The organism is Pseudomonas tremae (assembly GCF_023278125.1).
Lineage (GTDB): Bacteria > Pseudomonadota > Gammaproteobacteria > Pseudomonadales > Pseudomonadaceae > Aquipseudomonas > Aquipseudomonas tremae.
Genome location: NZ_CP066270.1, coordinates 3,886,252 through 3,899,106, shown reverse-complemented (window position 1 = coordinate 3,899,106; position 12,855 = coordinate 3,886,252). Strand labels below are relative to the sequence as shown.

Genomic DNA, 12,855 nt, shown 5'->3' with positions numbered 1-12,855 from the left:
GAACCTTCTTACCTTCAGAAGTATGGTTTCTGGATGGCTAGCCAAGCCGCAGATCGACCTGCGAAAACAATTCTAAATAAAGTGATCTCTGTGCCGATTCAGTAATCAAGTCATGGAGGACAGATGTAAGAAGCATCCTACAAAAATTTGCCTTCAGGCAAAACGATGGTGAGAGGGAATATCATGTCGGTGACAATCAGAGAACAAGAAGTGCTTGGTCTGTTGCTGCAGGGCTGTACCAACAAGGAGATCGCCAGGCAACTTAGTATCAGTGACTATACGGTGCGTGATCACGTGTCTTCGCTGCTCAGAAAAAACCAGGTAAGAACACGCGTTGAGCTCATGGCGCGGTGTGTTTCTGTATTACTGCCTCAGAAAAACTTTGACCCCCTACATCTGTAGGATTGTGTCGCGTCTCAGCCCCTCCATAATAAGTCCTGCCATCCCTGTGGCTTGTTAGTGCGGCCAGCGCAGTGCCAACATTGTCAGGCAGGTATGAAAAAACTGGCTGTATGGCCGCTGCACGGGCAGCCATACGGCGGGTTATTCGAAGAACGTAGCGTTAAAAAACCAGCCTGTACGATCAATCCGTCAACGTTAAAAGGAGCAACTCATGACTGTTTGTTTTCTTCGGAGCGAATCAGAATCCGATCAGTCATTGCGGCTGGACCCGCATCGGCCAGGCTTGAATCTGACGAACAACTTCCATCGCCTCGCAACCCGGCAGGCCGCACTTTCCGTGGCGCAGCTGGTCGAGCAGCAAGCAAGGCTGTGTGGCCCCGTTGGCTTGTTCGTAAAGCTTTCTCGACAGCTTCGGTCATTGGGGCGCCAGTCGCCGCTGCTGGAGGACACAGAAAGGCTGAAAGGGCGCAAGCGTCAGTGGCTGGCCGAGCGGGCAGTGCAATTCGCACTGGGCAAGAACTCCCGCCGACCCGGGGTGGACAACCCTTTCAAGGACATACTGCGAGAGGACCTGTGCTGCATGGTGTTCGATGATTCATCGCTGCACACGCTGGTCGAGCGCTACGCTGCCAGTGAAGCCCTGCGGCGTCAGGACAGCGAGTACTTCGTCAAACTCATCGCCACCACCCGAAACACCGTCGAGCGACGCATCGTCTTTCACGGGTTGCTCGAGCACTTTGACCGGCTGCTGCCCATCGAGAAGAGTATCTACCCATTTGATTACCGCGCTGTCCAGTTGGCCCATCTGGAACAGGAAGAAGCACTGTACGGCAAGCTGATCATGGGACAGCCCATCACGGCGTTGCTGGAAGCGCATACACCCGAGTGGCTGCTGAATAATCTTTCCTCTTTTGAATTTTCGATTGATTAAAGAGGCGCTCTGCAAGTTGCAGTTCTCCCTGCTTATATCATTTAAGGAATGTAGGGCTTTTGCACGGTCAAGCATCTCCATACATGGCAGTGGAAAGTGTTGCATGGCGTTTGTCTTTCTAAATGCATCAGCGGTTTTTCTTGCCAGAAGTGTCAGTTGGTTTTAATTCAATAGAGTGAGTTCGACGTCTGGCGATAATCGTCATGTGTTCTAAAATAGATCAGGAGTCAACACCATGCGAGTGATAAGCTCTGGGACAGAGGCGGCAATAGCAGCACGGCAACTTGATAAAAAAATAGCGATGAAAATGCCCGCCTCTGCTACTTCTTCAGCCCCTGTAAAACCTTCGGGCTCTTCTGTCACCATCAGCGGCGAGGCTCTTCTCAAACAAAGAGTCTTCGGCCTGGCAGACCCCAATCGCGCTGCACCAATGCCAGGTAAAGAACTGTTTGGAAGGAATCTCCAGAGCATCGCTTTTTTGAATCGTGATGACAGGCGTTTTCCTGGTAGCGTTTATGAGCGGGCTCAAGATCAAGGCACTGACCTGACGTATGTTGATCCGCCCGGATTAAGACTGGCTGGCTCCGGGGAAAAACGCCAACCCGACAGCGACACTCAAGAACAAAGCGCTTCGGCTCGGAAAACCACAAAGCCAAAAGAAATAACCCTGGAAAGCCTGCGTGAAGACATGCGCAAGTCGTTCCTGAAGGCGATGGGGGTTGAAAGCTTCTCTTCTCTATTTGAACTGCTGTTCAAGAACAAGCGCTGACTGATCAGATTCCGGCGTTGACGACCTGGCATTCCTGCGGGGCATCTTTGGCGCTGACAATGCGGTTGCGGCCGGTGCTTTTGGCGAGGTAAAGCGCCTTGTCGGCCTCATGCAGCCATGAGGCTGCGTCGGACATTTCCGACATGTAGGCGGCAATGCCGATGCTGAGGCTGACCTTGAGATCGCAATGCCGTGAGTGGGTCATCTTGTCGATGGCCTGACGCATGCGTTCGAGAGTTTCCCTCGCCTGGATCAGGCTGGTATCCGGCAGAATGACGCAAAACTCGTCCCCGCCACAGCGCCCTATCAAATCGGAATCGCGCAGGTTATCGAGCAGCGCTTCACTGATATTTTGCAACACCGTGTCGCCCATGATGTGGCCATAGGTGTCATTGACGACCTTGAAATGATCGATATCAATCAGCGCAATCACGCAATGCTGGTAAGCGTTCTGGCTCTTGGTGAACTCCAGATCAAGCAGGTCTTTCCAGGCGCCATGATTCAGAAGTCCGGTCAGGCTGTCGGTACGGCTCAGTTTGCGCAGGATGTTGCGGTGTTCACACAGTTTGAGGGTGACCTGATGGCTCAGCCAGCCGATGACGATAGGGTAGATCACCAGCACCGGTACACAGGCGTAGATCTGCGCCATGTTGCCTTGCAGGTTGACGACCGGGTTGAGCAGGGCCAGCGAGATCAGCACCCCCAAGGCCTGTGCGAATATACCCTGGAACATCAGGCGCGGACCTGCGGCAGCCATGTTGTGCATGGCCATCATCGCGACGATCGTGACCACGGGCAGCAGGCTGAAGCCCATTGCACCCATCCAGAAGCCGCCAAACAGCGAGTCGATCACCAAATTGCGCCATTCGGCTTCATAGGGCTTATGTGAGCGGCGTGCGATCTGATAGGCGATATGCGGCCACATCAATGCATTGAGCAGCGCCAGATACCAGACCCAGTGCGCAACATTGACGTAATACAAAGACACGGCGACAGTAAAAAAGCCAACGCTGACACCGAGTATCCTCGGGGCATAAATCCGCTTGGCGAATGCCAGTCCCCTGCGGTGATATGTGCTCATGGTTTCTTACCGGACATTGCTTTTGAATCGGCCCGACTTTCCTGCTCCGTGACCGAAAGGCAGGAGTTTGAGCGTTCGTTAGTGTCATGGGAAGAGTATTTTGCCGAAGAGCGTCAAATAACTGCATATTGCAGAGGCTTGACTGTTTTAGAGTCAATTAACTGACATAATATGGCTTTAAAGCGGTTCAAAAATATGACGAAACATGCAGGAAGATGCACGATTGAACATCAGGCCAATCTGGCTGTGTCGACAACCAGGTTGGCCGGTAATGCGTGAAGAGTAACTTGCGTTACGCAGCCGCCTTTTTTACTTGAAGTTTGGTTACCCAGGCGACAGCGATGGCCAGCAGAGCGACAAGTGCTGCCACGTACCCAACAGCACCCAGACCCAGGTGTTCAATGGTCAGGCCGCCGATGATCGAGCCCAGCCCGATGCCGGCGTTGGCTGCCGAAACGTTCAGGGTTCCGGCCAGAGCCTGCGCCTTGGGCGCAGCTTTCATAACGCGTATCTGGCAGATCGGGAACAGCGCCGTGTGAGCGATGCCCCATATCACCAGCACCACAGCCAGCAGCGGCATAGAACCCGCAGCAGGTACGCTGGCCGTCATACCCAGTGCCAGCAGTATCGCGAACGCCACAGTAGAGCCTAGCGGGCTGCGATCCACGTAACGGCCACCCAGCGCGTTACCGATAAGACCGACGGCACCGAAGCCCATCAGCCACCAGCCGACCTGAGCCGATTCGATACCGGCGATACGCTCCAGGGTGTCGGCGAGGTAGGTGTAGGCACCGAACATTGCGGTGAACAATAGAATCGACAGCAGCAGGTTGGCGATGAAGTGTGGGTCACGGAGGATTCTTGCCTGCTCGGCAAGACCCACTTTAGCAGTGGGTTCCAGGCGTGGCATTGACAGCGCCAACAATACGGCCATCAAGCCGGACAGCAGGGTCAATGCCCAGAACGCCCCGCGCCAGCCCACTGCGTCGGCAAATACAGTACCCAGCGGAATGCCGAACAGCATCGCTGCAGAGATCCCCAGATACACCTGCGCGACTGCCTTGCCCGCACGCTTCGGTCCGGCCAGCAGGCTGGCGGTCTCACTGGCCGTGCCCCAGAACACGGGCAGGGCCAGTGCCGGAATGAATCGCGCCAGCGCCAGTACCCAGATATTGCTCGAAACAGCCGCCAGTGCGTTAGAGGCTGCGAATATCAGCAGGATGACGATAAACGTCCGCTTACGGTCCAGGTGTGAAAGCATGGCCGTCAGCGGCGGTCCGAACAGCATCACCGTGAAGGCGAAAAGCGTGACCAGCAAGCCAGCAGTCGAGATAGAGATTCCCAGATCGCGGGCCAATGACGGCAGCAGCCCGATAATGAGAAATTCAGTGGTCACAATCACAAAGCCGGCCAAGGCCAGAATCGCGATGGACAAGCCAGCACCGGACGAGCTTTCGCTCGTGGTGCTGGAAGCAGCAGTTTCCAGAGACGCCATGGTACAAACCCACCAAAAAATAAGTCCGCCAGCTTATTGCAGAAATCGATTCCTATCTTTGGCAAATATTCCGTACATTGTGGACTCAGATTCATTAATGGGTGTTTACATGCTGTCCACGGATCGCCTCAAAGGCATCGAAACATTCGTTGCTGTTGCCAACGCAGGCGGCTTCACCGCAGCCGCAGAGCGGCTTAATCTGACCAATTCTGCAGTCAGCAAAAGCGTGGCGCGTCTTGAGAGTCGTCTTGGCATGCGCCTCTTCGAGCGTACTACTCGACGACTGACGCTGACCGAGGAGGGCGCGGCTTACCACGTTGTGTGCATGCGAATGCTTGCCGAGCTGGAGGCTGCCGAAACCGCTCTGGCGGCGCAGCGTATGGAGCCCGCCGGGCAGCTGCGCATCGATCTGCCTGCTACCTTTGGCCGCCTGCATGCGCTGCCGCTGATCCTCGCCTTCACAGGCCAGCATCACAAACTGCGCCCACGCGTGACCTTCACTGATCGTTTTGTGGATATTCTCGAAGAGGGGATCGACCTGGCCGTACGCATCGGTGGGCCGCAAGTCTGGCCAGCGGGTCTGGCGCATCGTTACCTGGGCACCGAGCGGGTGATCTTCTGCGCCGCTCCGGCGTATCTGCACCGTCACGGAACGCCTGAAACGTTCGAGGACCTTGCCCGTCATGCCTGCATTCTGTTCGGTCGGGGAGACGGCAGCACCAGCCCCTGGCTGTTTGTCGATGAACAAGGGCAGCAGGAAACCCGGGCTGTCGAAGCGCGGCTGGTCATCGGCAATGGTGAAGCTCAGGTCGCCGCCGTAACGTCGGCGTGGGGCATTGCCCAACTGGCAACCTGGTTGATCAAGGAGCAACTGCAACGCGGCGAACTGGTGGAGATCCTGCCGCAACTTGCCACGCAAGGGCTGGATCTGCATCTGGCCTGGCCGCGCAAACGCGAGTCACTGCCCAAGGTGCAGGCGCTGGTCGAGCTGTTGTCCGATGCGCTGCGAGTTGACTGAGCCGATGACCGAATGCGGCTTCAACCTCCGTGACTCGATTCATTGACCGATGACTGTTTTAACCAGTGCTGCCTGTTCTTTCGGGTTGTTCGCACTGGATACCACGTTCAGTACTGCGGTACGTGTACCTGACGCAGCAATGATCGACGTGCTCAATACCTTTGCATCGCTCATTGTTGCGGAGCTGTCGACTTGCCGCACGCCCAAGCCGTTTTTCTTGACGATCTTGCGTGCGCCCAGTTTCTTGAAATCCTTGTAGCCTGCACTTTGATGGTCGACGATGCCGTCGGTGATGCCATCAAGCAAAGCCGCGTCGTTATCGCTTGCCTCGACGTTCATTGGCAGCGTTGTTTCGGTGACAATCAATACACGTTTTTCGGCAGCATTTGTGTACATCTTTCCATAAACACCCTGCGCCCTGGCTTTCTCATCAATGTCAGGCATGTCGCCCGCTACATAGCCTGCAGGCACAGTAAACGCCAGTTTGCCGCCCAGCAATGAAACCTTTTGCGCTGCCGACGCGGGTGCCGTTGCAGGCGCAGCAGCCTCGGCCTTGGTGGCCGCTTGCACATTGATTGCAACCTGGCTGGCAGCCAGCGCGACACATACAGCTATTGCCTTGAAACCAGAAGACCGCATGGAAATTCCTTTTTATCTGTTAACAGAACGAGGCAGGGGCGCCCGAGAAGTGTGAGTAGCCAGGCAGGTAAAAGTGCCCATAAAAAAAACGACCAGCCCGATCACTCCGGCTGGCCGTTCCTGTGCCGCGTATCGGTTACTCGGCGACCTGCAATTTGCGTGATTCGGTATACACGTAGCGAACCTTTTCGTACTCGAACGGCGAGTTCAACTGACCATAACGGAAGCTGGTCACGTAGCGACGATCAACCGCGCGCAGTACGGTTATTTCCGGGTGGTCGCTACTGACTTCGGCGACGTTCAGGAAGTTGATCTGGTTTTCAGCCGTGTAGTCGAACAACATGCCACCGGTGTCCCGCAGGTTCGACGGACCGAACAGTGGCAACACCAGATAAGGACCAGCAGGAACACCGTAAAAACCAAGTGTCTGACCGAAGTCTTCGGGTTGGCGTGGCAGCCCCATCATGGTCGCCGGGTCCCAGAGGCCTGCGATGCCAATGGTGGTATTGAGCAGCAGACGACCGGTGGTATCCAGTGAACGCTCGCCCTTGAATTGCAGCAGGCTGTTCAACAGGTTGGAGACGTCGCCCAGGTTACTGAAAAAGTTGCTCACGCCGCTGCGCACAAAGCCCGGAGTGACATAGCGGTAGCCGTCAACGACAGGCAGGAACACCCATTCGTCGAAGCGGTAGTTGAAGTGGTACACCCGACGGTTCCAGGACTCCAGCGGGTCGTAGACTTCCAGCGCGTTGATGGACGCGCGCTCGAACTCGCGCTGATCCAGCCCGGGGTTGAACTGCAGCGACTTGAGCGGCTGAGTAAAGCCGTCTGCGTCTATCTGGCGGGCCACGGTGGCCGGGTGCTGAGCTTTGTTGCTGGTATCCGCGTCAGCGGCCTGGACTGTGCCGGCACAGAGCAGAGCAGCAAGTAATAAAAGACGTTTAGCCACGGAAAAACTCCAGCATGGCGTCGGTGTTGACGCGGTAATTAAGGTTGCCGCAATGGCCGCCGTAAGGATAGACGGTCAGACGATCACCGAAGGTCTTGCGCAGGAAACCCAGGTCACCCGAACCCAGGATCACGTCGTCAGCGTTGTGCATGACAGCGATCTTGGTGTTGCTGTGCAGGTAATCCTTGAGCGCGTACAGGCTCACCTGATCCACCAGTTGCAGCAGGCTGCCACCGTCGGTGCGTGCGCGCCACATAGGGATGACCTGTTCGGTCAGGTAGCAGTCGAAGTCGCATTGCAGTGCGCGCTTGAGAAACGGCGTCAGGCTGGTGCCTTCGGAAATCGGGAATTTCGGCGGAGTGATCAGGCCGCGACGATTGATCAAGTCAGACGTGAAAGCGATGTCGGCCGACGAGAAACGAAATGAAGTGCCGATCAACATTGCCATCTGCTCGTTGGTCAGATGCTGTTTGGACTGCTGGAAGTCGAACAGCAACGCGTCATTGAGGTCGATGTAGCCTTTTTGGCGGAAGTAGCGCGTCAGCTTGGCCAACACCAGTTCATAGAATGTGGTGGTGTTGTTGATGCCCTTGACGTTGGTCTGGACCAGTTTGTCCAGGTTGCTGATCGAGGTGTAAAGATTGACCGGCGGATTGAGCAGCAGCACTTTCTTGAAGTTAAAGCTGCGTCGTGTCTCGTCCAGCTTGCTGACAAAGGCTGCGTCCAGCGCTCCCAGGCTGTAACCGGTGAGGTAGTAGTCAGTCACCGGCAACTGTGCCTGCTGGGCACGAATAGCCTGCATGACACGGTAAATGTCTTCTGCATCGTCTGACGATACACCAGGGGTCGCGAAGCGTGACGCCGACGTCATGAAGTCATAACTGGTCGGCGAAGACAGTTGCACAACGTGGTAACCGGCACCGTAATAGAGCTTTTTCAGAAACTCGTTGATGGTGCTGTTGTAAGGCGCGCCCGTGCCGGCGATCAGGAAGATCAGCGGTGCGGCATGGTCCTGTTTGGCCAGACGGTAGTGCAGTTTTTTTACGGCCCAGAAGTTGTCGGGCAGTGTGAACTCGCGTTCAGGGTGCAGGTTCAGCGTATACACGTCCTGATCGATGTCTTCATCGTCAGGCAAGTCCGGACGCAGATCGGGCGGTGTAGTAGCAATGGTCGCTTCAAACGGATTAGTCAGCGGGTAGCCATAGGTGGCGGGGTCGACATTGGTCGCCAGAGCGGACGCACTTAAACACAAGCCACCTATTACGGTAGCGAAGCGCAGAAAACGGAGCATGACTAAATCCCTTGGGAAAGAAGTGCTGATGAGATACGCAGGCTATGACCAAGGTGTAGTGCCAAAGTGCCGCATCCACCGGTTAACCGAGTAAATATGACGGAACAATACACGGTCTGGGGAAATTTCAATGCAGGCCGGCGCTTTATTTTTCACGCGGAGCCGAATGCGCGGCTGTGGAGCCCCTTGGTTCGCGCGAGGCAACGCCGCTGCATACAGCGACAAACCGGGCGTTTAAGGGCAGAAAACACAAAGGAGAGCCAAGGCTCTCCTCCAATGCGTTTCACGTGCTCTTTTTATTGTTGTAGGGCGGCCTGTTATTGTTGTTGGCGGCCAAGCCCTTTACAGCGTTCTTGCGCGACCCCCATTCAGGGTCAAGAGCAAACGTATTTTTTTGAGCGCTGACTTGCTTTAATCATCTGTCTGCACAACACATGATCCCATCGGCTTCGTCGCTACCTGAAGGTAGTTTTATTGTTCTCTGTCCGATCGCGAGGCCTTTCACTGAAAGGTCCCTGTAAAGCTGATCCACTCCAAAAAAATCTGTTAGCTGCGTCTCTGTCCGTGTTGTTCTTGTTGTATCAGAGCCGTTACGTCTTGTTTTTATTGAGGTGTTGCATCATTTATTGTTCTTGTTGTACAGGAGATATAGCAGGAGCCGTGCCAGTTTTGAAAACTCTTTAAAAAACATAGGCTTAATTGGCGTTATAGGCGTCTGACCCGCTAAGCGTCGCAAAATCTGTTTCCGTGTTACCCGTTTCCGCAGGCATTGTCATCCTGCGGTAACACATCCTGTTTCTTTTACCGCGTGGGCCAGAACGGTGCGCGGCCAGCCCCGTGCCTTCAGACGCCAACTCTCTTTTGTCCTGTAAGGCCTGACACTTGTGGTCATGAGTATGGGTAAAGCCACGACCGGATCCTGGCGTTTTCTGGCCGGCGTGTCGCTGATGGCTCGCTGTTGTCGTTTCCCGTTGCCCCGGTGTCGCAGCCAGAGCATGTCTGCTCGTCCGTCAGGTCGATGATCAATGTGGCGTTGCAGTGCGTGTTACCACGCACATCGGCGATCAAAGCGTGCAGGGCGCGGCGTGCCCCAGAAACGGGCGTGGGCGCGGTCTTGAGAACAACGTTAACCATGCCCGACAACCGTCGGTGCAGACTTCCGGGGAAGTGACGATGATGATGCGAAAAATACTGGGGGCGGGCGCCGCTCTGGTACTTGCTGTCAGCTCCACACTGGCGACTGCTGAAACCAAGACCCTGACCATCGGTTATGTAGAAGGCTGGTCCGACAGCGTTGCCACCACCTACGTGGCTTCTGAAGTGATCAAGCAAAAGCTGGGGTATGAAGTCAAATTGCAATCCGTGGCGGCGGGGATCATGTGGCAGGCGGTGGCCACTGACAAGCTGGACGTCATGTTGTCCGCCTGGCTGCCAGGCACCCACGGCGAGTATTACGCCAAGTACAAGGATCAGGTCGTCAACTACGGCCCTAACTTCAAGGATGCCAAGATCGGCCTGATCGTGCCGGAGTACGTGAAAGCCAAGAGCATCGAAGACCTCAAGACCGACGCTTCCTTCAACAAGAAGATCACCGGTATCGATGCCGGCTCGGGTGTCATGCTCAAGACCGATCAAGCCATCAAGGATTACGCGCTGGATGGCTACAAGCTGCAGGCCAGCTCGGGTGCAGGCATGATCGCCGAACTGACCCGTGCCGAGAAGGCACAAAAAGCCATCGTTGTGACCGGTTGGGTGCCACACTGGATGTTCGCCAAATGGAAGCTGCGCTTCCTGGACGACCCGAAGGGCGTCTATGGCGCTGCTGAGACGGTAGACAGCGTCGGCAGCCTGGGCCTGGAGAAGAAGGCACCGGACGTCGTTGCGTTTCTGAAAAAATTCCAGTGGGCATCCAAAGACGAAATCGGTGAAGTCATGCTGGCGATTCAGGAAGGTGCAAAACCTGAAGCTGCTGCCAAGGACTGGTTGGCCAAGCACCCTGATCGTGTTGCTGCCTGGACCGCAAAGTAACCAACAAGCTCTCTGCAACAACCCTCTCGAGGCTGTCTGGCGTTATCGCCAGATGGCCTTTTGCATTTCCTGCGCCCGCCAATTTATGCGCGGCTGACTGACGGTGCGATAAAGCAGTGGACAGGGGCCCGATGACGACTAATGTCGTTCTAATACTAAGGTCGTCTGGAGTGCGCGCCGGACCCGACTAAAGTGCATGACGTGACATCTCATCTGTGCTGCGAGGACAAAAACAATGAACGACAGCATTTACCTCTCGATTCAAAACAGCCCCCGTTTCAAGGAGCTGGTATCCAAAAGAGAGCGTTTCGCCTGGATTCTCTCGGCGATCATGCTTGGCCTGTATGCGGCCTTTATTCTTTTGATTGCTTACGGACCCCATATTCTGGGCGCCAAACTAAGCCCCACTTCAACCATCACCTGGGGCATGCCGATAGGCGTAGGGCTGATTCTTTCCGCGTTCGTGCTGACCGCCATCTATGTTCGTCGCGCAAACGGCGAGTTCGATGACTTGAACAATGCGATCCTCAAGGAGGCTCAGCAATGATCCGGCGCCTATTCGCAGCACTTGGCCTGGCCGCATTCGCTCCGACCCTCTGGGCGGCAGACGCTTTGACTGGCGCAGTACAGAAACAACCCCTGAATGTCTCCGCGATTGTCATGTTCGTCGTGTTCGTCGCGTTCACATTGTGCATCACCTACTGGGCCTCGAAAAAGAACAAGACTGCGTCGGACTACTACTCGGCTGGCGGCAAGATCACCGGTTTCCAGAATGGTCTGGCGATTGCCGGTGACTACATGTCGGCAGCGTCCTTTCTGGGGATTTCCGCGCTGGTGTACACCTCCGGTTATGACGGTCTGATCTACTCGATCGGCTTTCTGGTCGGCTGGCCTATCATTCTGTTCCTGATCGCCGAACGCCTACGCAACCTGGGCAAATACACTTTCGCCGACGTGGCGTCCTACCGGCTCAAGCAAAAAGAGATTCGCACTCTGTCTGCCTGCGGTTCGCTGGTGGTGGTGGCGTTTTACCTGATTGCGCAGATGGTCGGTGCCGGCAAGCTCATTCAATTGCTGTTCGGTCTGGACTACACCGTTGCTGTGGTGCTGGTCGGCATCCTGATGTGCCTTTATGTGCTGTTTGGCGGCATGCTGGCCACCACCTGGGTACAGATCATCAAGGCGGTGATGCTGCTCTCCGGTGCGTCGTTCATGGCACTGATGGTCATGAAACACGTCAACTTTGACTTCAACACGCTGTTTTCCGAGGCCATCAAGGTTCACCCCAAAGGTGAAGCGATCATGAGCCCTGGCGGTCTTGTGAAAGACCCGATTTCGGCGTTCTCGCTGGGTCTGGCGTTGATGTTCGGTACGGCTGGTCTGCCACACATTCTGATGCGCTTCTTCACCGTGAGCGACGCCAAGGAAGCCCGCAAGTCCGTGCTGTATGCCACAGGCTTCATCGGCTACTTCTACATCCTCACCTTCATCATCGGTTTTGGCGCGATCCTGCTGGTTAGCACCAACCCGGCGTTCAAGGATGCAGCGGGTGCTTTGCTGGGGGGTAACAACATGGCGGCGGTTCACCTCGCCGATGCAGTCGGCGGCAGCCTGTTCCTGGGCTTCATCTCGGCAGTCGCGTTCGCCACCATTCTGGCAGTGGTTGCCGGCTTGACCCTGGCCGGTGCTTCTGCTGTGTCTCACGACCTGTATGCCAGCGTGATCAAGGCTGGCAAGGCCAACGAGAAGGACGAAATCCGTGTCTCGAAGATGACTACCATCGCTCTGGCAGTCGTAGCAATACTTCTGGGCATCGCTTTCGAAAGCCAGAACATCGCGTTCATGGTGGGCCTGGCGTTCTCCATCGCGGCCAGCTGTAACTTCCCTGTACTGCTGCTTTCCATGTACTGGAAAAACCTGACCACGCGTGGCGCCATGATCGGCGGCTGGATGGGCTTGATCAGCGCCGTGGTGCTGATGGTGTTGGGTCCGACCATCTGGGTGCAGATCCTGCATCACGAGAAAGCCATCTTCCCTTACGAATACCCGGCGCTGTTCTCCATCGCCATCGCATTCGTGGGTATCTGGTTCTTCTCCATCACCGACAAGTCGAAAGCAGCAGAGGGCGAGCGCGCGTTGTTCTACCCGCAATTCGTCCGCTCGCAGACTGGGCTGGGTGCCAGTGGTGCGGTTTCGCACTAAGTTGCATGTGTCCGAAAGAAGCAGCCTTACGGCTGCTTTTTTCCTGGACA

Annotated in this window: 11 protein-coding genes and 1 pseudogene; 7 read left to right on the top strand and 5 right to left on the bottom strand. The window is 55.7% G+C overall.

Features of this window, described 5'->3' with window-relative positions:
• Positions 1-183 precede the first annotated feature (183 nt).
• The 3 genes and pseudogenes from I9H09_RS17615 to I9H09_RS17605 all read left to right on the top strand — a co-directional run bounded on the left by I9H09_RS17615 (position 184) and on the right by I9H09_RS17605 (position 2,102).
• A pseudogene (locus I9H09_RS17615) lies at positions 184-431 on the top strand (helix-turn-helix domain-containing protein).
• A gap of 182 nt (positions 432-613) precedes the next feature.
• A complete protein-coding gene (locus tag I9H09_RS17610; RefSeq protein ID WP_122323960.1) occupies positions 614-1,333 on the top strand; it encodes a hypothetical protein in 720 nt (239 codons plus the stop codon).
• A gap of 235 nt (positions 1,334-1,568) precedes the next feature.
• Positions 1,569-2,102, top strand: coding sequence for a hypothetical protein (locus I9H09_RS17605; RefSeq protein WP_122346746.1), 534 nt, complete (start codon positions 1,569-1,571; stop codon positions 2,100-2,102).
• A 4-nt stretch (positions 2,103-2,106) separates the two neighbouring features.
• Here the strand turns inward: I9H09_RS17605 and I9H09_RS17600 are convergent, their stop codons facing one another.
• Together I9H09_RS17600 and I9H09_RS17595 are read right to left on the bottom strand one after the other, a co-directional pair.
• Positions 2,107-3,183 carry a diguanylate cyclase gene (locus I9H09_RS17600; protein WP_122346747.1) on the bottom strand — a complete coding sequence of 359 codons (1,077 nt, stop codon included), beginning with the start codon at positions 3,181-3,183 and terminating at the stop codon, positions 2,107-2,109.
• Between the two features lie 292 nt (positions 3,184-3,475).
• Positions 3,476-4,678: an MFS transporter gene (locus tag I9H09_RS17595; RefSeq protein WP_005889558.1), complete on the bottom strand. Its 1,203-nt coding sequence runs from the start codon at positions 4,676-4,678 to the stop codon at positions 3,476-3,478.
• Positions 4,679-4,787: 109 nt separating this feature from the next.
• Here I9H09_RS17595 and I9H09_RS17590 point away from each other — a divergent pair, with 109 nt between their 5' ends.
• Entirely contained in the window at positions 4,788-5,696 is a 909-nt protein-coding gene (locus I9H09_RS17590; RefSeq protein WP_053931428.1) for a LysR family transcriptional regulator, read from the top strand.
• Positions 5,697-5,735: 39 nt separating this feature from the next.
• Here the strand turns inward: I9H09_RS17590 and I9H09_RS17585 are convergent, their stop codons facing one another.
• The 3 genes from I9H09_RS17585 to I9H09_RS17575 all read right to left on the bottom strand — a co-directional run bounded on the left by I9H09_RS17585 (position 5,736) and on the right by I9H09_RS17575 (position 8,575).
• Positions 5,736-6,335 carry a DcrB/PsbP domain-containing protein gene (locus I9H09_RS17585; protein ID WP_005889561.1) on the bottom strand — a complete coding sequence of 200 codons (600 nt, stop codon included), beginning with the start codon at positions 6,333-6,335 and terminating at the stop codon, positions 5,736-5,738.
• 136 nt (positions 6,336-6,471) lie between these two features.
• Positions 6,472-7,284 (bottom strand): MlaA family lipoprotein, encoded by an 813-nt coding sequence (locus I9H09_RS17580; protein WP_005889563.1) that lies wholly within the window; start codon positions 7,282-7,284, stop codon positions 6,472-6,474.
• Complete coding sequence (locus I9H09_RS17575) at positions 7,277-8,575, bottom strand: alpha/beta fold hydrolase family protein (RefSeq protein ID WP_005889565.1); 1,299 nt, start codon at positions 8,573-8,575, stop codon at positions 7,277-7,279. Before I9H09_RS17575 ends, I9H09_RS17580 begins: the two co-directional genes overlap by 8 nt.
• Positions 8,576-9,748: 1,173 nt before the next feature.
• Between I9H09_RS17575 and I9H09_RS17570 the strand changes: the two genes are divergently transcribed.
• The 3 genes from I9H09_RS17570 (at position 9,749) to I9H09_RS17560 (ending at position 12,805) form a co-directional block, all read left to right on the top strand.
• Entirely contained in the window at positions 9,749-10,603 is an 855-nt protein-coding gene (locus tag I9H09_RS17570) for a glycine betaine ABC transporter substrate-binding protein (RefSeq protein ID WP_005889567.1), read from the top strand.
• Between the two features lie 235 nt (positions 10,604-10,838).
• Positions 10,839-11,150, top strand: a complete 312-nt coding sequence (locus I9H09_RS17565) for a DUF485 domain-containing protein (protein WP_002552552.1) — start codon at positions 10,839-10,841, stop codon at positions 11,148-11,150.
• Positions 11,147-12,805, top strand: coding sequence for a cation acetate symporter (locus I9H09_RS17560; RefSeq protein WP_122346748.1), 1,659 nt, complete (start codon positions 11,147-11,149; stop codon positions 12,803-12,805). The genes I9H09_RS17565 and I9H09_RS17560 overlap by 4 nt, the downstream gene beginning before the upstream one ends.
• Positions 12,806-12,855: the final 50 nt, after the last annotated feature.